The following is a 19978-nucleotide window of genomic DNA, read 5'->3' as shown; positions in this document are numbered from 1 at the left end:
TGTCGTTCCGGGGCGCGAGAGCGAAGCTCGAGCAAACCCGGAACCCCGAGATGGGACGATGAACATCTCGGGATTCCGGGCCTGCGCCATCCGGCTTCGCCGTCTGTCACATCCCGGAATGACAGTGAGGCGTTCTTCATGAAAATCTATCTGGCAGGCCCCGATGTCTTCCTGCCCGACGCCATCGACATCGGCCGCCGCAAGGTCGATCTCTGCCGGCACTACGGCGTCACCGGCCTCTACCCGCTCGACAACAGCGTCGATCTCGCGGCGCCCGACGCCTCGCTCCAGATTTTCCGCGGCAACGAGGCCATGATGAACCAGGCCGACGCGATCATCGCCAACCTCACCCCGTTCCGCGGCCCCGGCGCCGATGCCGGCACGGTGTATGAACTCGGCTATATGGCCGGCCGCGGCAAAAACTGCTTCGCCTATTGCAACGATCCCGCTTTGTATGTCGATCGCGTACGACGGCTGACGGATGTCACCGCGCAGCATGGCCGCCTCGTGGACGCCGACGGACTGACCGTGGAAGACTTCGGCCACACCGACAATCTGATGATGATTCATGCGCTCGAATTGCATGGCGCACCAATGGTGCTGCCGCGCCAGACGCCGGCCGATCGCTGGCATGACCTTGCCGGCTTCGAGGACTGCCTGCGCCTCGCCACCAGCACGAAGCTCCAAGCATGACGAGGCGCCCGATCAACCAGCCGACCGCGCGAAAACGCGCCGACATGCTGCTGGTCGACCGCGGCCTGTTCGAAAGCCGCGCCCGCGCGCAGGCGGCCATCGAGGCCGGCCTGGTCTTCGCCGACGACAAGCTCGTCGCAAAAGCCTCGGAGAGCATTGCCGAAGACGCGGTGATCCAGGCCGAGCCGGCGCATCCCTTCGTGTCGCGCGGCGGCGTCAAACTGTCCGGCGCGCTGGAGCGTTACCCGATCGAGATCGAGGACCATGTCTGCCTCGACGTCGGCGCGTCTACCGGCGGCTTCACCGAAGTGATGCTGGCCAACGGTGCCAGCCTTGTCTTCGCCATCGATGTCGGCCGCAGCCAGTTGCATCCGTCATTGCATGGCCATCCGAAGATCGTCTCATTGGAAGAGACCGACATCCGCGCCTACGAAAACAAGCGCCTGCCGGCGCGGCCGGACGTGGTAGTGATCGACGTCAGCTTCATCTCGCTGAAGGCGGTACTGCCGGTGGCGCTGCAGCTTTCGGCCTCGCCGATGCACCTCCTGGCGTTGATCAAGCCGCAATTCGAAGCGCCCGGCAAACACGGCAAGCGCGGCATCATCAAGGACGCTGCCGTCCACCAGGCGGTGTGCGACGACATCGCTTCATTCGTGGCGACACAAGGCTGTACCGACATTGACATCTTCCCCTCCTCCATCGCTGGCGGCGACGGCAATCTCGAATTCTTCCTCGGCGCCCGCCGTGGGTGAACGCCTGACCATCGACCATGTCGGACAGCGCGGCGACGGCGTCGCCTACGTCGAGGGCGCAACGGTGTTCGTGCCGTATACGCTGGCCGGCGAGATCGTCGAGGCGAGCGCCGTCCCCGGCCATGCCGAGCGCCGCAAGTTCGAACATGTCGAGACCGCCAGCGCCGAGCGGATCGAGCCGTTCTGTCCCTATTTCGGCCGCTGCGGCGGCTGCGCCATCCAGCATTGGCAGCCCGCCCCCTATCAGGCCTGGAAGCGCCAGATCGTGGTCGACACGCTGGCGCATGCCCGCATCGAGTGCCCGGTCGATCCGATCATCGACGCCCACGGTGCCGGCCGCCGCCGCATCACCGCGCATGCCCGCCGCGGCGGCGACAACGAGATCCGCACCGGCTTTTCCGCCGCCGCCAGCCACGCCATCATTGCGATCGAACACTGCCCGATCCTCGATCCCGGCCTGAACGGCGCACTCGACGTCGCCCGCGCGGTGGCGCTGCTGCTGAAGCCGACCGACAAGCCGCTCGACATCCAGATCACCGCGGCCAGCAACGGCCTCGACGTCGATGTCCGCGGCACCGGCCCGCTGCCGACGCCGCTGATCGCCAAACTCTCGCAACTTGCCGAGCACTTCAAGCTGGCGCGCCTCACGCGCCACGGCGAACTGGTGCTGATGCGAACGACGCCGATGATCACGGTCGGCAAGGCGCAGGTCGTGTTGCCGCCTGGCTCGTTCCTGCAGGCGACGGCGGCCGGCGAGGAAGTTCTGGCCGAGCTGGTCATGAAGGCCTGCAAGGGCTCGAAGACGATCGTCGATCTGTTCTGCGGCGTCGGCCCGTTCGCGCTGCGGCTTGCCGCGAAGTCGCGCGTCATGGCCTATGATTCCGACGAAGGCGCGATCCTGTCGCTGCAACAGGCGGTGAAGGAAACTTCCGGCCTCAAGCCGATCACCGCTCTGGTGCGCGACCTCTATTACCGCCCGCTGGTGGCGCAGGAGCTCCGCGATGTCGATTGCGTCGTGTTCGATCCGCCGCGCCAGGGCGCGCAGGGACAGGCCGAGAAGCTGGCCGCGAGCAAGGTCAGGACCGTGGTGTCGGTGTCCTGTAACGTGCAGAGCTTTGTACGCGACGCGAAAATCCTGATCGACGGCGGCTACAAGATCGACAGCGTCACGCCGGTCGATCAGTTCCGTCATACGCCGCATGTCGAGCTCGTGGCGCGGTTCAGGCGGTAGATGCTCGTAGGGTGGGCAAAGCCGCGGCGCGCAACGCGCGGCGCGGCGTGCCCACCATTTGGCGGTTGGGTGGTGGGCACGGCGCAAGGGCGCCTTTGCCCACCCTACGATCGCCGCGCGCAACCGTGCTAATGTTGCTCCAACAACAAGAATCACACGGGAGCGAAACTTGGACGCCATCTCCGCCGATATTCTGCCGCCCGGTATTCGCTCGCGCTTTGTCGATGATATCAACGGCCTGCGCCTGCATGTGCTGGAGGCCGGCTTCGAGAGCGCCGGCCGCCCTTGCGTGCTGCTGCTGCATGGCTTTCCCGAACTGGCTTACAGTTGGCGCAAGGTGATGCCGGTGCTGGCGGCGGCGGGCTATCACGTGCTGGCGCCGGACCAGCGCGGCTACGGTCGCACCACGGGGTGGGAGGCCGGTTATGACGGCGACCTGCGCCCGTTTCGGCTGCTCAATCTGGTGCGCGATGCGCTCGGGCTGATATCGGCCTTCGGGTATCGCCATGTCGAGGCGGTCGTCGGGCACGATTTCGGCTCGTCGGTCGCGGCATGGTGCGCGCTGGTTCGGCCGGATGTGTTCCGCAAGGTCGCGTTGATGAGCGCCCCGTTTGCCGGGCCGCCGCCGCTGCCGTTCGACACCGCCGGCCGACCCGCGGCGGCAGCCGTGGACGATCCGATCCATCGCGAGCTTGCGGCCTTGCCGCGACCGCGCGAGCACTATCAATGGTACTATTCCACGCGCAAGGCCAATGCCGACATGCAACATGCGCCGCAGGGCGTGCATGATTTTCTGCGCGGCTACTATCATCACAAGAGCGCGGACTGGACCGGCAACACGCCGCTTCCGCTGCAAGCCTGGACCGCCAGTGAACTGGCGAAGCTGCCGACCTATTACGTGATGGACCTCGGCCGGACGATGGCCGAAACGGTCGCGGCCGAAATGCCGTCGGCGCAGCAGATAGCGGCGAATGGCTGGCTGCCGGAGCGTGAGCTGGCCTTCTATGCCAGTGAATATGCCCGCACCGGATTCCAGGGCGGGCTGCAATGGTATCGCTGCGGCACGTCGGGCGCTTTCACGGCGGAACAGCAGACCTGGTCGGGCCGAACCATCGACGTGCCGTGCTGCTTCATTTCCGGCCGACAGGACTGGGGTATCTACCAGCGCCCCGGCGCGATCGAGGCGATGCAGAGCACGGCCTGCACCGACCTGCGCGGCGTGCATCTGATCGATGGCGCCGGCCACTGGGTGCAGCAGGAGCAGCCGGCCGAAGTGAGCCGACTGCTGCTGTCCTTCATTGGCGCGGCCGAAACGGCGACCGTGCCGGCGGCGGGCGTTTAGGCCGCCCGCACGGTATTCAGGAACTTGCCAACTTCCGCCTTCAGCCGGTCGCCGTCGCGCGACAAGGTCTTCGCCGCCGACAGCACCTGCGTCGAGGCCGAGCCGGTCTCGGTGGCGCCGCGCTGCACGTCGGTGATATTCGCGCTGACCTGCTGCGTGCCCTGCGCGGCCTGTTGCACATTACGCGAGATTTCCTGCGTCGCGGCGCCCTGCTCCTCGACCGCCGCGGCGATGGTGGAAGCAATCTCGGCCATCTGGGAAATGGTGACGCCGATTTCCTTGATCGCAGTCACCGACTCGCCGGTCGCTGCCTGCATGCCGTTGATCTGCACGCTGATCTCGCCGGTGGCCTTGGCGGTCTGTTCGGCCAGCGCCTTGACCTCGGAGGCCACCACGGCAAAGCCCCGACCCGCCTCGCCGGCGCGTGCGGCTTCGATCGTGGCATTGAGCGCCAGCAGGTTGGTCTGACCCGCGATGTTGTTGATCAGTTCGACGACGTCGCCGATCCGGCTGGCTGCCGCGGCCAGCACGGCGATCCGCTCATTGGTCTTTTCGGCCTGCGACACCGCTTCGCCGGCGATGCGGGAGGAGTCCTGAACCTGACGGCTGATCTCGTTCACCGACGACGCCATCTCCTCGGTGGCGGAGGCCACCGACTGCACATTGGTGGAGGCCTCTTCCGACGCCGCGGCAACCGCCGTGGTGATATGTTGCGAACGCTCGGCCGTGGCGGTCAGCGTGCCGGCCGAGGCTTCCAGCTCGGTCGCGGCCGACGACACGGTCTCGATGATTTCGCCGACGGCGGCTTCGAACGTATCGGCAAGCTGGTACATGTCGCGCTTGCGCTGCTCGGCGGCGATCTCTTCCTGCCGGCCCTGGGCCTCGGCCTCCTCGCGCGCCTTGCGCTCGGCATTGGAGCGTATCACTACGACATTCCTCGCCATGTCGCCGACCTCGTCGCCGCGGCTGGCGCCGGGGACGACCATATCGAGATCGCCGCCGGCCATCTTGCCGAGCGCGTTGTTGAGGGCGGTCAGGCCGCCGACGATGCGGAAGATCACGAACAGGATGGCGGCCACGCTGAAAGCGAACGCAACGCTGCTCAGCACGACCAGCATATACCACGCCTGATTGTAGGTGGCCGCTGCCGACGAAGTCGCAGCCTCTGCGCCGGCGTTGTTGAACTCGATGTCGGCGTCGAGCGCGGTCAGTGCCTCTTCGAACAGCGACCGCGTCGTCGTGCTATCGACATAAGGGGGTTGGCCGGCACTTCTGGCCTTGTCGATGTCAAAGCCCTTGCGCTGGTTTTCGAGATATGCGGCCCAGCGGGCGGTGAAATTCTCCCATAGCTTGCGCTCCTCGGGGCCGCTGATCAAAGGCTCATAGACTTTGACCAGCCGCTGGAAAGCCGCGAGTCGCTCGTCAAGAGTCACACGGAGCTTGTCCGAGGACTCCCGATCGGCGTAGCCGAGCCGGAACTCGGCAAGTCGCGCTCGCGTGACCGAATATTTGATCTGGCCGAGGACCTTCACCGAAGGCAGCCAGTTGGTTGAGATGTCTTCGGTGCTCGCATTGACCAGCTTGAGCTTCGAGGTCGCCACCAGCCCCTGCCCCGCAACGAACATCAGCAAGAGGGAAACGACCGCGATCAGGGACAATTTGACGGTCAGGCGCATCGAGACGCTCCTTTGCAGGTTTGGGGGGCAGTCCAGGAATTTTCGGTACGGTTGTAGACATAGCGCGTTGACGAAACCTGTAGAACGGCATCCGTAAGAATACGTGCTGCTCCGCCCGGGCCTGACTGGCACACAAACAGCAAAAAGAGCGCGGGACTACGCCCGCGCCCGATCCGATGGGGGGCGTCGGTGTCCGCCGACTACGCTGCGCGCACCGTATTCAGGAAGCGGCTGACTTCCGACTTCAGCCGCTCGCTGTCATGCGACAAGAGCTGCGCCGCCGACAGCACCTGCGCCGAGGCCGAGCCGGTCTCCGACGCGCCGCGTTGCACGTCACCGATGTTCGAACTGACCTGGGTGGTTCCGTGCGCGGCCTGCTGCACGTTGCGGGAGATTTCCTGGGTCGCCGCGCCCTGTTCTTCCACCGCAGCCGCGATGGTCGAGGCGATCTCCGACATGCGGCCGATGGTGTCGCCGATCTGCTTGATCGCGGCCACCGACTCCTGGGTCGCGTTCTGGATGCCGGAGATCTGCATGCTGATCTCGCCGGTGGCCTTGGCGGTCTGCTCGGCCAGCGCCTTTACTTCCGACGCCACCACGGCAAAGCCGCGACCGGCCTCGCCGGCGCGCGCCGCCTCGATGGTGGCGTTGAGTGCCAGCAGATTGGTCTGGCCGGCGATGTTGTTGATCAGTTCGACGACGTCGCCGATCCGGCTAGCCGCCTTGGCCAGTTCGCCGACGCGGTCGTTGGTGGTGCGCGCCTGATCCACCGCCTCATTGGCGATGCGCGAGGATTCCTGCACCTGACGGCTGATCTCATTGACCGAGGAGGCCATTTCTTCCGTCGCAGAAGCGACGGACTGCACATTGGCCGAAGCTTCTTCGGAAGCCGCAGCCACCACCGAGGTCTGTTGCTGGGCGCGCACGGCCGTGGACGAAAGCGTATTGGCGGAGGCTTCGAGTTCGGTCGAGGCCGACGACACGGTCTGGATGATTTTCCCGACGGCGCCTTCGAAATCATTCGCCAGTTTCGTCATCTCGGCCTTGCGCTGCGCGGCGCCTCTGGTGTCCTGGAGCCGCTGGGCATCTGCCTCGGCGCGCGCCGACAGCTCGGCATTCTCGCGGATCACGGTGATCGTCTTGGCCATGTCGCCGACTTCGTCACCGCGATCTGCACCGGGGATGACCACTTCGGTCTCCCCCTTCGCAATCCTGCCCATGGCATCATTGAGCCGCGTCATCGGCCTGGCGACGCCAAAGAAGGCAAACAGCACGGAACCGATGATCGACAGCACGACCAGAAGCGACAATGCGAGGTTGATACGGCTGGCTTGCAGCGTCTCCACCGCCGTCAATTCTTTCGCGTCGGCCACCGTCTTTCGCGCAACCACCAGCGACGCGGTGATGAGTTCCGAACCGCGATTGGCGGCGGGCAGCGCCCGGCTCTCAATCAATTTGGTCGAGTTCTCGTCGATCTTTATCAACTGGATCGACGTCGCGATTAACGCTTTCATGATGGGCGCGAGTGTTTCGATTTCACGACGGGTTGCCGGATCGCCGGCCAATGCGCTGCCGCGCGCCAGGATCTCGGCGATCTTCGCCTCGCCGCCGGAAATCAATGTCGCAAGTCCCTGCTCTCCCGCTGTGGCGAGCCGCCAACCGGCAATGGCATTGAACATCGCGCTGGCCTGCTGCAGATCGCGCTCGATACCGAGGCGGTTGGAATCCTGTTTCACCGCCGCGGATGCGAACAACGCATCAAGTTGTGCATTCCAGCTTGTCGTTTGAGCGTTGCCGGCAGCGAGCAAATCCAGTTTCGTGCGTCCCATCTTCGCCAGTTCATCGACGGCCAGGCTGTAGTCGGTGGCCAGCGACTTGATCATCTCGAACCGCGACCTGTTTTCCGGGTTCAAAGTCAGACCGATCGCGGTATCCAGCGGCTTCTCATACAAGGCTTTGGCCGCAGGGATATCCGTCTGGCCTTGGTCGATCTCGGCCACATTCTTCGCATAACGAATGTCCTTGCCGATCAACTGAAGTCGCCGAAATCCGATCGCGGCCGTGAGCACCTGCTCGGAGATGGTCTGCTGGGTATCCCTGCGCTGATTGACATCGGCAAGCGAGCTTTCCGCACTCCTCTGGCTGGCGACGCCGCCGATCGACAATATGATGCCGAAAAGGCCGGCGAGACCGAGCTTGTATCCAATGCGGTTTAACTTGCTCATTTCACTACCTTTGATGTGAACTTTGGGTATTCAGCATCTGACACCTGGTCGGGAAAGCGCTTCCCCGACCCGGTGCCAGATGCGTGGATCGATTACGCCGCGCGAACCGAATTCAGGAACCTGCCGACTTCAGCCTTCAGCCGCTCGCTGTCCTGCGACAAAAGCTGCGCCGCCGACAGCACCTGTGCCGAGGCGACGATCAGACCAATTTTGAAATTGATCTTGAAATTGTTCAGCCAGGACATGGGCGCTCCAGTAGTTTGGTAGCGCTAATCAAGCGCGCGAAGTGCAAACCGATTCGCGGAAAATGCCGGAACCCAGAACCACTTAGCTACGGTAAGCGATAACAGGGCTCGTAAAGTTATCGGACCGTACAACTACGGGACTGGCGTCCGTGCCTGCTGGCCAACCCGCTATGTTCGCCACCGTGCAAGTCGTTGCGGCCGTGAACGTTTGAACGACGGCCATCGCCGCCCGATGTCCTGTGCGACGGCCCAAGCCAGGTCTGCCGACCACGCCGGCATTAACCTTGGCCAAACGCTGCGTGTCGGGAACGGCGAGATGCCATAGCGGAGTTCGGGTCCGGCGGGCTAACCCGCACCGCACAGCCCACCGGGCAGCGATCCCGGCCGGCTGTACCGGACCAATGCCAGCCGGCAGGCCCGGGACAGGCTTGATTTAGATCATCCTGCCCGCGGCTGCGCCCGGTATCCTGCTCCAAAAGCCGACCGTGCGGAGGCGCATCCGCGGAGCCACAGATGACCGTTTCCTTGATCGATGAGGCGCTGGTAATGCGCCGCGCAGCGCCGCTGCCGCGCTACACCAGCTATCCCACGGCCAATCATTTCGTCCCGACGGCCCCCGCAGATTATCGCGCATGGCTGGGCGCGCTTGAGGACAATGCGGCACTGTCGCTGTACCTGCATATTCCGTTCTGCAACGACCTGTGCTGGTATTGCGCCTGCAGCACCAAGGCGACCCACCGCTACGAACCCGTGGCGCGCTACCTCGACACGGTGGAAGCGGAGATCGCGACGGTCGCCGGGCTGCTTCCGAGCGGGCACCGCGTCATGCATCTGCACTGGGGCGGCGGTTCGCCGGACATCCTGTCGGCCGCCGACATTACGCGGCTGGGCCAGACGTTCCGGCACAATTTCCGGTTTGACCCCGCGGCGGAATTTGCCATCGAAATCGATCCCCGGCTGATGACCGTGGCCAAGGCCGACGCCATGGTCGGCGCCGGCGTCAACCGGATCTCGATCGGCGTGCAGGATTTCGATCCCGTCGTGCAGGCCGCGATCGGCCGCCTGCAGGGGTTCGACATCACCCGGACCACGGTGGACATGTTCCGCGATCGCGGCGTGACCTCGGTCAATTTCGATCTGGTGTACGGGCTGCCGCACCAGACCCTGGAGAGCCTGTCGCGCACCATCGAGCAGGTGCTGGAACTTTCGCCCGACCGGATCGCGATGTTCGGCTACGCGCACCTGCCGGGCCGGGCGTCCAACCAGAAGCTGATCGACGAGGCGGCACTGCCCGGGGCCATCGAGCGGTTCGCGATGGCGCGTCAGGTCACGACCATGCTCGAAGCGGCCGGCTACCAGCAACTCGGCCTCGACCATTTCGCGCGCCGCGAAGACAGCCTGTCGACGCAGCCGCTCAACCGGAATTTCCAGGGCTACACCACCGACAGCACGGAAGCCCTGATCGGACTCGGCGCCTCGGCGATCGGCAAGCTGCCGCAAGGCTACGTGCAGAACGCCGTCGCGGTCGCCGACTACGCCAAACGCGTCGCTGCGAACGGACTGGCCACCGCGCGCGGCCGGGCGCTGGCGCCCGACGACCGGCTGCGCGCTTACGTGATCGAACGCCTGATGTGCGACTTCGAATTTTCCGGCACGGCCGTCCGGCAGATGTTCGGCGATACCGCGAGTGGTGTGCTGCAGGAAGCCGACGCGATCGTGTCGGACGATTCCGACGGCTTCATCGAGCCCACCGCGACCGGCTTCCGGCTGACCGCGCGCGGTCGCCCGTTCGTGCGCAACATCTGCGCCCGGTTTGACGCCTATCTCAATCCGGTGGCCGGCAAGCATTCGCTGTCGGTCTAAGACATGGGTGCCGACGGTGCCGACATGGCGCTACGCTTGCGCCGGGCGGCCGGACTTTGCACTCTCGTGACGATTCATCCGTCATCAGGAGTTTGCCTTGACCGCGTCCCTGTCCGTTTTCGCGACCGCCACCGAGATGTCCGAGGCCTTGAAGGCCCGGCAGGTTTCCGCCGTTGAGCTGGCGCAGGACGCCATCGCGCAGATCGAGAAGCATGACGGCCAGGTCAACGCCGTCTGCGTGCGGGATTTCGAACGCGGGCTCGACGCCGCCCATGCGGCCGACGCAGCCCTAGCGCGCGGCGAGAGCTGGCCGCTGCTCGGCATTCCCATGACGGTGAAGGAATCCTTCAACGTCGCCGGCCTGCCAACCACCTGGGGCTTTCCGGCGCAGAAGGATTTTGTCGCTGCGGAAGACGCGCTGGCGATCACCCGGGTGAAAGACGCCGGCGGCGTCATCCTCGGCAAGACCAACGTGCCGATCGGGCTCGGCGACTGGCAGAGCTACAATGACATCTACGGCACCACCGGCAATCCGTTCGACCTCGGCCGCACCCCGGGCGGCTCGTCCGGCGGCTCCTCGGCGGCGCTGGCGGCGGGCTATGGCGCGCTATCGCTCGGCTCCGACATCGGTGGCTCGCTGCGCGTGCCCGGCCATTATTGCGGCATCTACGCCCACAAGCCGACCCTGCATCTGGCGGCGTCGCGCGGTCATGTCCCGCCACCATTCCCGCCGCTGCCGCCGACCCGCGATCTCTCGGTGATCGGCCCGATGGCGCGCTGCGCTGCCGATCTGACGCTGACGCTCGACGTCATCGCCGGCCCCGATCCCTGGCACGAGGGCGTCGGCTACCGGCTCGCTCTGCCGCCCGCGCGACACGCCGCGCTGAAGGATTTTCGCGTGCTGGTGCTCGACACCCATCCCCTGATCGGGACCGCGGCCAGCGTGCGCGGCGCGGTCGAGACGCTGGCGGCGAATTTGACCAAAGCGGGCGCGTCCGTGTCCCGCGCGAGCCCGCTGCTGCCTGACCTGACCGACGGCGCGCGGCTGTATATGCGGATGCTGATCGCGCTGCTCGAGGCATCCTCGCCGGCCGATGTCTATGCCGCAACGCAAGAGCGCGCCGCCAAACTCGACCCCGCCGACACCAGCCTCGCCGCCGAACGGTTGCGCGGCGCCGTGCTGACGCATCGCGACTGGCTGGCCGCGGACGCCGGCCGCAACCGGCTGCGCGCCCAGTGGCGCGCGCTGTTCGCGCAATTCGACGCCGTGATCTGTCCAGTGATGCCGACCCCGGCCTATCCGCACGATCACGAGCCGAACCAGAACAAGCGCGTCATCGACATCGACGGCCAGGCCTATCCTTACGTCGATCAGCTGATCTGGCCGGGCATCGCGACCCTGCCCGGCCTGCCCGCGACGGCGATCCCGGTGGCGATGTCAGCGGACGGCCTGCCGATCGGAATGCAGATCATCGGCCCTTGGCTGGAAGACCGCACGCCGCTGAAGCTGGCCGAATTGATCGAGCAGGCATTCGGCGGCTTCGTTGCGCCGAAGGGGTTTTGATCTACGTTCCCCGGATGCTGCGCACTGGCCCGCACTTGCGGGCTGGTGCGCCGCTGATCCGGGGTCCCGGTGTGGTAGATTGCCAGACCGGGATCCCGGATCTGCGCAGCAGCGTTTCACGCTGCAGCGCGTCCGGGAAACGGCTTCGCTAATTCGCTACCACCAGCCGCCCCGCCTCCGCCATGCTCACGTCGCGTTCACTCAACAGATGCTCCACGATCTCCCGCTGGGTATCGCTCTCGATCACCGCAAACGGGTCCGGCGCGTTCAGCCGGTGATCGATCACCAGACGCGACAGCAGCAGACGCCGGGCGTCGCCGCGCGTCGCATGGATACGGTGCGCTTCCCACGCCAGCGTCACTGCGCTTGCGACGTGGTACAGCGAACTGGTCGCGCGCCGCGCATCGGCCTCATGGGCATCGTGCGCCGCGACCTCGCGCGCAAAGCCGATGGCGCGGTCGACGAGGCCATGCAGCCGGTCGCGCCAGGCCAGCGGCACGCTCGAACTATCCTCCAGCCGCGCATGCAGATCCGCCGACAGCGCCGCCTCGGCGCCGTGGCGGCCGACGGCGCGCTTCAGCGCATCGAGCGCCACGATATTGCCGGTACCTTCCCAGATCGACCCGAGATGCGCGTCGCGCAGCAGCCGCGCGGTGGCAAATTCCTCGATGTAGCCGATGCCGCCGCGCATCTCCATCGCATCGCCGCAGACCTTTCGCGCGTCGCGCGTGGCGCGGAATTTCAGCGTCGGCGTGAGGATGCGCAAAAGCGCCGCGGCGTCCTGGCTGCCGGCTTCGGCACGGTCCAGCGCATCCGCGGTAAGGAAGCTCATCGACAGCGCCTGCTCGGTTGGCAGCATGATCTTCATCAGCTGGCGCCGCGCCAGCGGCATGTCGATGATGCGGCGGCCGAACACCACGCGACCGCGCGCCACCGCCATCGCGTCATGATAGGCCCGGCGCATCAGCGCCGTCGATTTGACGCCGTTCGACAGACGCGATGAATTCACCATCTCGGCCATCTGCACGAAGCCGCGATCGAGCCGGCCGACCGCATAGGCGATCGCGCCCTCCAGTTTAATTTCGCCGGAGGCCATCGAGCGGGTGCCGAGCTTGTCCTTGAGGCGCACGATCCGGTAGTGATTTTGCGAGCCGTCCGCGAGGTGCCGCGGCATCAGGAACAGGCCGACGCCGCGCGTGCCCGGCACCGCGCCCTCGGGCCGCGCCAGCAGCATCACGATCTCGGCGTCGGCATTGGAGCAAAACCATTTCTCGCCGGTCAGGCGCCAGTGGTCGCCTTCCTGCACGGCGGTGGTCGTCAGCGTGCCGACGTCGGAGCCGCCCTCCTTCTCGGTCATGAACTGGCCACCCTGCGTCAGCTTGCCGATGTCGGTCTGCGTCAGCCCGTCGAGATATTTTGCCTGCAAGGCGGCGTCGCCGAATTTCGACAGCAATTTGGCCGCGCCGTCGGTGACGTTGATCGGGCACCCCATGCCGAATTCAGCCTGGTTGAACAGGAAGGTGAAAGCGTGCTTCGCCGTGACCGGATAGGTCTGCGGCCACCCCAGAATGCCCTTGCGGTGCGACATCGCGTGGATGCCGAATTCGCCGAACGCGGCGCGCTCCAGTTCGCGATAGGCCGGATGATATTCGATGCGCTGCGCGTCGCGGCCGAACCGGTCGCGCTGGTGCAGCACCGGCCCATGCCGGTCGGCCATCCGCCCGGCCTCGTCGAGCGGGCCGCCAACCAGGGCGCCGAGCCGGTCGAGATGCGGCGCGATATGGTCGAGCAGATCTTTTGGCAAATGAATGCGCAGCAGATCCGCCAGCGCCGGATCGGCGCGATAGAAATTCATGCCGGACGTATCCGGCGCGATCAGGCTGGCATTGGCAGCGGTTTCGGTGGCGATCTGGACCCGGGCGTTCATGACGACCTCTTGTTTGTTCTCGTGGCGTTTCCATCTGCATCTTGCGCTGCAAGCGGTGCCAAATAAAGGGGCGGGAGAGCCCCGCAGAGAAATTCCGCGTCATGAAGGGACGTCGCGCAGTCCATTACCGTCAGCGCGTTCGGAAGCTTTCTCGTGGCGCAACAGGCGCTAGGCGCCCGCTGTCGAACCATCCCCGCACAAGGGGAGTAGAAGGAAGAAGGATTTACATGAAAGACCTCATCCCGCTCGCGGAGCAGATCGCCGCCAGACTGATCGCACGCAAGCAGACCATCGCGGTGGCGGAATCCTCCACCGGCGGGCTGATCTCGGCGGCGTTGCTCGCCGTGCCCGGCGCGTCGGCGTATTTTCAGGGCGGCGGCGTGATCTACACCCGCGATGCCCGCCGCATCCTGATGGATATTCCGGATGATGCCATGAAAGGTCTTCGCTCGGCATCGGAGCCCTATGCGCAATTGCTGGCAAAGCAGATCCGCGAGCGATTTTCCTGCGATTGGGGATTGTCGGAGACCGGCGCAACGGGTCCCACCGGCAACCGCTACGGCGACGCCGCCGGCCACAGCTGCATGGCGGTGGCGGGTCCGCGGAGCGAGGTGATGACGCTGGAGACCGGCAGCAATGACCGCGCCGGCAACATGCAGGCGTTCGCGCACACGGCGCTGACGTTTCTGCTGAAGAATTTGTCCGTGTAGATTAGCGCAGCCCTCACCGCCGTCATTGCGAGGAGCCCTTGCGACGAATCAATCCAGCTATTGCCGCGCTTGCGGCTTCTGGATTGCCGCGTCGCTTCGCTCCTCGCAATGACGGCGGAGAGACCGTTATACCGCCTCCGCCACAGCCGCCGGCTCCGCGAGAATGCACCGCGCGACGCGGTTGCCTTCCATGAGGACGTTCGGCGGTGGCGCTCCGACGCAGCGCGGCTGCGCGAAATTGCAACGCGGCGCGAACGAGCAGTTCACCGGCGCCTTGTCGAGCGAGGGCGGCGTGCCCGGAATGGTCTCCAGCCGCGCGCCGCGCTTGGCGCCGTGCACCGTAGAGGCCAGGAGGCCGCGTGGATAGGGATGCACCGCACTGCGCACGATCTGGCTCAGCGTGCCCTGCTCCACGATCTGCCCGGCATACATCACGGCGACGCGGTCGCAGATCTCGATGGCGACGCCGATGTCGTGCGTCACGAAGATGATCGACATGCCGAATTCGCGCTGCAACTCGCGCAGCAGCAGCAGGATCTGGATCTGCACGGTGGCGTCCAGCGCGGTGGTCGGCTCGTCGGCAAGCAGGATCTTCGGCTTGCAGGCCAGCGCCAGCGCGATCATCGCGCGCTGCCGCATGCCGCCCGACATTTCGTGCGGATAGGCATCCAGCCTTCGCTTCGCCGAAGGGATGCGGACCACTTCCAGCATTTCCAGCGCGCGTTTGGTGGCCTCCGCATGGCTCTTGCCCTCGTGGCGCATCACGCTTTCGGCGATCTGCTGGCCGATCGTATAGACCGGGTCCAGCGCCAGCGCCGGCTCCTGAAAAATCATCGACACCGTCTGGCCGCGAAACGCCGACAATTCCTCGTCGTCGAGCGCCAGCACGTCCTTGCCCATCACGTTGACGGTGCCGGTGATCTGCGTTCGCTTCTTCGGCAAGAGGCGCATCAGAGCGCGCAGCGTCACGCTCTTGCCGGAGCCGGATTCGCCGAGCAGGCCAAGCACCTCGCCCTCGCCGAGCGAGAAGCTGAGATCATTCACCGCGTAGACGGTCCGCTCGCCGGAGAATTTGACGTTGAGATTGCGGACCTCGACCAAGTTGCTCATGTCAGCTCCGGGCATTTCGTGTGGAAATCAGTCGCGCGCTGGAAAGCGGCACCGATCGTCAGCAGGATGGATTCATCGAAGGGGCGGCCGATCAACTGCATGCCGATCGGCAATTTCGCGGCGCTGAAGCCGGCGGGTATCGAGAGCGACGGCAGGCCGAGATAGTTGATTGGCCGCGTGAAGCGCGTGATGCGCTGGATCATCGCTTCGGCGCCCGGTGCGGCACCAACATCGGATTCCAGAATGGTCGGCGCCGCCGACGGCGACACCGGCGCCAGCACCGCGTCGATGCCGGTGACGGCGGCGAGATAGGCCGCCAGCGCCGGACCGCGCCAGCGCAACGTTTCCAGATAGGACACGCCGGACACCGCAAAGCCATTCTGGAAACGCGCCAGAATCTGCGGGCCGTAGTCCTGCGGCCGTTCGATCATCCAACGCTTGTGAATCGCGGCAGCCTCGGCGGCGATCATCAACTGGCACGCCGCGGAGAGCTGGCGCTGGTCCGGCAGATCGACCTCGACGATATTGATGCCCTCGCGCTTCAGCGTCGCGATGGTGTCCTGCAGGATTTTCGCGGTGCCTTCGTCAAGATCGTCGACGTAGAACGATTTCGGGATGCCGACGGTCATGCCCTTCGCAGGGGCCTTGGTCGCGGCCATGTAGTCCGGCACCGCACGGGTGCTCGTGGTGGCATCGAGCGGATCTCCGCCGGCCATCAGGCCGGTGAGCAGTGCGCAATCTTCGACGGTGCGCGCCAAGGGACCGACGGTGTCGAGCGATTGCGACAGCGGCATCGCGCCGGCGCGGCTGATCAGGCCGACCGTGGTCTTCAAACCCGAGACGCCGCAGAAATGCGCCGGCAGCCGGATCGAACCGCCGGTGTCGGATCCGAGCGCAGCAAAGGTCAGGCGCGCGGCGACGGCAGAGCCCGAACCCGACGACGATCCGCCGGTAACGTGATCGACATGCCAGGGATTATGCACCGCGCCGTAATGCGCGTTGTGGCCGGTCGGGCCATAGGCGAATTCGACCATCTGCAACGAGCCGAGCCGCACCGTGCCGGCATCTTTCAGCCGCTGCAGCGCCGTGGAGGTGGTGGTCGCCACCCAGTCCTTGCGGATCAGCGAGCCGCAGGTGACGACGTGGCCTTCGTCGTAATACATGTCCTTGTGCGCCAGCGGAACGCCATGCAGCACGCCGTGGCTGTCGCCCTTCGACAGCGCCGCGTCGGCTGCGTCCGCCGCAGCGAGCGCCGCATCGGCCTCGATCGACATGAACGCATTGAGTGCCGGCTGCCACTTCGCGGTACGGTCGAGGCAGGACTGCGTGGCTTCGCGCGAAGAGACTTTTTTGCTTGCGATGGCGTCGGCGATTTCTGTCAGCGATAGCAATGCGGGTTCGGTGACGCTCATTTCGCGACCTTCGTATTCTGCACGACGAGGAAGGTCGCGGGCTCGATATCCATCGGCAACGTGCCGGCAACGGAAGCAAACCCTTCGTAGGCAGGTCCGATGGCGTTGGCGATGCGCGTGGCGACGTCGTCGGAGACGGACAGGCCGCCAACGTCGGTGATCGCCTTGATCTGCTTGGGGGTGGGCGCGGTCATGACAGGGACGTTTCTGCAGGCGGTGCCTTGCTGTGCGCGGCGCCGGGGATGAACATATAGCAGGCGACCTGATGGCCGGCGGCATCGATCTGGGTAAGCTTCGGGCTTTCGCCGGAGCACACGGCCTCCGCAAACGGGCAGCGCGTATGGAAGCGGCAGCCGGACGGCGGGTCGATCGGGTTCGGCGGATCGCCGGTGATCGGCGGCGTCTGGGTGCGGTTGTCGGGGTCGGACGACGGCATCGCGGCCAGCAGCGCGCGGGTGTAGGGATGCGCCGGCTTGTCCCACACGTCATCGACCGGGCCGAGTTCGACGACCTCGCCGAGATACATCACCAGCACGCGATCGGAGATGTAGCGGACGACGTTGAGGTCATGGCTGATGAACAGATAGGTCAGACCGAATTCGCGCTTCAAATCGACCAGGAGGTTGAGCACCTGCGCCTCGACCGACTTGTCGAGCGCCGACACCGCCTCGTCGAGAATGACGAGACGCGGCGACAGCGCCAGCGCCCGCGCGATGTTGACCCGCTGGCGCTGGCCGCCGGAGATCTCGTGCGGATAGCGGTTGGCAAAGTTTTCGGGCCGCAACCCGACCTTGCCGAGTAGTTCGCGGGCCAGCGCGCGCGAGGCGTTCTCCGCCATGCCGTGCACCTTGGGACCGAACGCGATCGACTCCTCGATGGTCAGGCGCGGATTAAGCGAGGCGTAGCTGTCCTGGAACACCATCTGCATGCCGCGGCGCAGTACGCGCAGCGACAATTCGCGGCCGACGGTGCGGCCGTCATAGATGATGTCGCCGGAATCGCGTTCCATCAGATGCATCAGCAGACGCGCGGTGGTCGACTTGCCGCAGCCGGATTCGCCGACGATGCCGACGGTCTCGCCCTTGGCGATATCGAACGACACGTTATCCACGGCACGCACGGTCTTGCTCTTGGCAAACAGCCCGCCGCGCACCGGGAAATGCTTGGTCAGCCCGTCGACACGCAGCAGCGGCTGCGCGGCGCCGCCGATATCCGGCAAAGGTTCGAGCATGTCGAGGGTTTCGATGATTTCTGTCATGACATCAGTTCCGGATGTCCATGGCGCTGCGCATGCCATCGCTGAGAAGGTTGAAGCAGATCGACACCGCGAAGATCATCGCGCCGGGCAATGCCGCCACCCAGGGATTGACGTAGATCGCGGTGCGCAGCGTGTTGAGCATCAGACCCCATTCCGGCTCCGGCGGCTTGGTGCCGAGGCCGAGGAACGACAGGCCGGCGGCGAGGATCATCGACACCGAGATCAGACCAGTGGCGTAGACGAAGATGGTGCCGAGCACGTTGCCCAGCATGTGCACGCGCATGATGGTGAAGGCATCGGCGCCGGAGGCCCGCGCCGCCTCGACGAAGTCAGCGTTGCGCACGCCGGTCGTCACGCTCTCGGCGACGCGGGTAATCTGCGGCACGAACACGATGGTCAGCGACACGATCGAATTGACGATGCCCGCACCCAGGGCGCCGGAAATCGCGATCGCCAGCAGCACCGAGGGGAAGGCATAGAACACGTCGACGGTTCGCATGATCGCGGTGTTGACCTTGCCGCCGACATAGCCGGCGACGAGGCCGAGCGAGGTACCGATCACGAACGCCAGGATCACCGGCAGGATGCCGATCAAGAGCGACAGCCGGCCGCCATAGATCAGGCGCGCAAGCATGTCACGACCGAGCTCGTCGGTGCCTAGCGGATAGTTCGGCGTGCCGATGTGGCGCAGGCGGCGGATCATCGAGCCCTGATAGGGATCGGCGAGGCCGAGCCACGGCGCGAACAGCGCGCCGAACAGGATCAGCAGCAGAATGGCCGCGCAGATCATGCTGACCTTGTCGCGGATGATGCGTCGGCCCACCGTGGCCCAGTAGCCGCGCGCGGCGTTCGCGGGTGCGGCTTGCAGAGCCGTGTCGGTCATTGCGGTCATGAAATGAAGTCCTGCACGGTCAGCTCCGCTTGATGCGCGGATCGATCGCGGCCTGCGCGATATCGACCAGAAGATTGAGGAAGACGAAGAACAGCGCCAGCACCAGGATGGTACCCTGCAGCAGCGGCAGGTCGCGCTGGAAAATCGCCGAGTTCAACAGCAGGCCGGAGCCCGGCCAGGAAAACACCGTCTCGATCAGGATCGAGCCGCCGAGCATGTAGCCGAGCTGCAGGCCCATCACCGCCAAAGCGGTCGGCGCGGCGTTCTTGATGACATGGCGGAACACGTTGGTCTCGCGCAGGCCCTTGGCACGCAGCGCCTCGACGAAATCCTGCGAGAGGATGTCGCCGGTCAGCGCACGCACGGTGCGGGTGATGATGCCCATCGGGATCACCGCGGTGGTAATCGCCGGCAGCACCAGATATTTCATGTGCTCCCAGTCCCAGCCCCAGGCGCCGGACCCGCCGGGACCGGCACCGACCGCGGGCAGCCAGTTGAGCTGCACCGAGAAGATGATGACCAGTACCATGCCGAGCCAGTAATGCGGCACCGAGACGCCGGCGATGGCGATCGAGGTGGCAACCTTGTCGACCCAGGTGTCGCGGAAATAACCGGCGATCAGCCCGAAGAACAGTCCGAGCGTGAAGCCGATCGCGGCGGCGGCGATCGCCAGCGTGACCGTATTGCTGACGGCGCGCAGCACTTCGGCGAGCACTGGGCGGCCGGTGGCGATCGAACTGCCGAGATCACCGTGCAGCGCGCGCCACAGCCACAGCCCGAACTGCACCGGCAGCGGCCGGTCGAAGCCGTAGGCGATGCGGAGCTGCGCCGCGAGTTCCTGCGAGGCGTCGGCCGGCAGGATCGCGACCAGGGGATCACCGGGCGTGATATGAACCAGCAGGAAGCACACCAGCGCCACGCTGAGCACGACCGGGATCACGTAAACGATACGTCGTGCGATATAGACGAACAAAGGTCACCTTCGATTTCTTGCTTCCCCTCCCCCCTTGCGAGGGAGGGTGGATCGAACGCGCAGAGCGCGTTCGAGACGGGAGAGGGGGCTTCGGAGTTTGCGGCC

General features: G+C 65.5%; 17 protein-coding genes. 7 read left to right on the top strand and 10 right to left on the bottom strand.

Translation table 11 applies throughout. The annotated features are described in order from the left end of the window. Nucleotides 1-138 precede the first annotated feature (138 nt). The 4 genes from FIU28_RS06775 (at nucleotide 139) to FIU28_RS06760 (ending at nucleotide 4018) form a co-directional block, all read left to right on the top strand. Entirely contained in the window at nucleotides 139-693 is a 555-nt protein-coding gene (locus FIU28_RS06775; protein ID WP_143572234.1) for a nucleoside 2-deoxyribosyltransferase, read from the top strand. Continuing rightward, nucleotides 690-1445 (top strand): TlyA family RNA methyltransferase, encoded by a 756-nt coding sequence (locus tag FIU28_RS06770; protein WP_143572233.1) that lies wholly within the window; start codon nucleotides 690-692, stop codon nucleotides 1443-1445. Before FIU28_RS06775 ends, FIU28_RS06770 begins: the two co-directional genes overlap by 4 nt. Beyond that, complete coding sequence (locus FIU28_RS06765) at nucleotides 1438-2676, top strand: class I SAM-dependent RNA methyltransferase (protein WP_143572232.1); 1239 nt, start codon at nucleotides 1438-1440, stop codon at nucleotides 2674-2676. The genes FIU28_RS06770 and FIU28_RS06765 overlap by 8 nt, the downstream gene beginning before the upstream one ends. A gap of 169 nt (nucleotides 2677-2845) precedes the next feature. Next, a complete protein-coding gene (locus FIU28_RS06760; protein ID WP_143572231.1) occupies nucleotides 2846-4018 on the top strand; it encodes an alpha/beta hydrolase in 1173 nt (390 codons plus the stop codon). Here FIU28_RS06760 and FIU28_RS06755 read toward each other — a convergent pair. The 3 genes from FIU28_RS06755 to FIU28_RS26325 all read right to left on the bottom strand — a co-directional run bounded on the left by FIU28_RS06755 (nucleotide 4015) and on the right by FIU28_RS26325 (nucleotide 8164). Further along, the gene (locus FIU28_RS06755) at nucleotides 4015-5694 is read right to left on the bottom strand and encodes a methyl-accepting chemotaxis protein (protein WP_143572230.1); all 1680 of its coding nucleotides are present in this window, start codon (nucleotides 5692-5694) and stop codon (nucleotides 4015-4017) included. The genes FIU28_RS06760 and FIU28_RS06755 overlap by 4 nt on opposite strands. A gap of 200 nt (nucleotides 5695-5894) precedes the next feature. Further along, nucleotides 5895-7919 carry a methyl-accepting chemotaxis protein gene (locus tag FIU28_RS06750; RefSeq protein WP_143572229.1) on the bottom strand — a complete coding sequence of 675 codons (2025 nt, stop codon included), beginning with the start codon at nucleotides 7917-7919 and terminating at the stop codon, nucleotides 5895-5897. 92 nt (nucleotides 7920-8011) lie between these two features. Further along, nucleotides 8012-8164, bottom strand: coding sequence for a hypothetical protein (locus tag FIU28_RS26325; RefSeq protein ID WP_168202809.1), 153 nt, complete (start codon nucleotides 8162-8164; stop codon nucleotides 8012-8014). Nucleotides 8165-8677: 513 nt separating this feature from the next. Between FIU28_RS26325 and hemN the strand changes: the two genes are divergently transcribed. Together hemN and FIU28_RS06740 are read left to right on the top strand one after the other, a co-directional pair. Next, a complete protein-coding gene (gene hemN / locus FIU28_RS06745; protein ID WP_143572228.1) occupies nucleotides 8678-10027 on the top strand; it encodes an oxygen-independent coproporphyrinogen III oxidase in 1350 nt (449 codons plus the stop codon). 97 nt (nucleotides 10028-10124) lie between these two features. Then, nucleotides 10125-11591 carry an amidase gene (locus tag FIU28_RS06740; RefSeq protein ID WP_256365923.1) on the top strand — a complete coding sequence of 489 codons (1467 nt, stop codon included), beginning with the start codon at nucleotides 10125-10127 and terminating at the stop codon, nucleotides 11589-11591. A 148-nt stretch (nucleotides 11592-11739) separates the two neighbouring features. On the opposite strand, the gene FIU28_RS06735 is transcribed toward FIU28_RS06740, so the two are convergent. Continuing rightward, on the bottom strand, nucleotides 11740-13518 hold the full coding sequence (locus FIU28_RS06735; RefSeq protein WP_143572227.1) for an acyl-CoA dehydrogenase family protein: 1779 nt from the start codon (nucleotides 13516-13518) through the stop codon (nucleotides 11740-11742). 227 nt (nucleotides 13519-13745) lie between these two features. Between FIU28_RS06735 and FIU28_RS06730 the strand changes: the two genes are divergently transcribed. Beyond that, nucleotides 13746-14228, top strand: coding sequence for a CinA family protein (locus FIU28_RS06730; protein ID WP_143572226.1), 483 nt, complete (start codon nucleotides 13746-13748; stop codon nucleotides 14226-14228). A 126-nt stretch (nucleotides 14229-14354) separates the two neighbouring features. On the opposite strand, the gene FIU28_RS06725 is transcribed toward FIU28_RS06730, so the two are convergent. The 6 genes from FIU28_RS06725 to FIU28_RS06700 are packed head-to-tail and all read right to left on the bottom strand — an operon-like array spanning nucleotide 14355 to nucleotide 19873. Then, on the bottom strand, nucleotides 14355-15338 hold the full coding sequence (locus FIU28_RS06725) for an ABC transporter ATP-binding protein (protein WP_143572225.1): 984 nt from the start codon (nucleotides 15336-15338) through the stop codon (nucleotides 14355-14357). Continuing rightward, on the bottom strand, nucleotides 15335-16750 hold the full coding sequence (locus FIU28_RS06720; protein ID WP_143572224.1) for an amidase: 1416 nt from the start codon (nucleotides 16748-16750) through the stop codon (nucleotides 15335-15337). Before FIU28_RS06720 ends, FIU28_RS06725 begins: the two co-directional genes overlap by 4 nt. Then, nucleotides 16747-16944 (bottom strand): hypothetical protein, encoded by a 198-nt coding sequence (locus tag FIU28_RS06715; RefSeq protein ID WP_143572223.1) that lies wholly within the window; start codon nucleotides 16942-16944, stop codon nucleotides 16747-16749. The genes FIU28_RS06720 and FIU28_RS06715 overlap by 4 nt, the downstream gene beginning before the upstream one ends. Next, on the bottom strand, nucleotides 16941-18008 hold the full coding sequence (locus tag FIU28_RS06710; RefSeq protein ID WP_168202871.1) for an ABC transporter ATP-binding protein: 1068 nt from the start codon (nucleotides 18006-18008) through the stop codon (nucleotides 16941-16943). The genes FIU28_RS06715 and FIU28_RS06710 overlap by 4 nt, the downstream gene beginning before the upstream one ends. Nucleotides 18009-18012: 4 nt before the next feature. After that, nucleotides 18013-18891, bottom strand: coding sequence for an ABC transporter permease (locus tag FIU28_RS06705; protein ID WP_441351293.1), 879 nt, complete (start codon nucleotides 18889-18891; stop codon nucleotides 18013-18015). A gap of 28 nt (nucleotides 18892-18919) precedes the next feature. Further along, a complete protein-coding gene (locus FIU28_RS06700; protein ID WP_143572221.1) occupies nucleotides 18920-19873 on the bottom strand; it encodes an ABC transporter permease in 954 nt (317 codons plus the stop codon). Nucleotides 19874-19978: the final 105 nt, after the last annotated feature.

It is taken from the genome of Tardiphaga sp. vice154, from assembly GCF_007018645.1.
In the GTDB taxonomy this organism is placed as follows: domain Bacteria; phylum Pseudomonadota; class Alphaproteobacteria; order Rhizobiales; family Xanthobacteraceae; genus Tardiphaga.
This window is presented reverse-complemented; position numbering and strand designations above follow the sequence as displayed.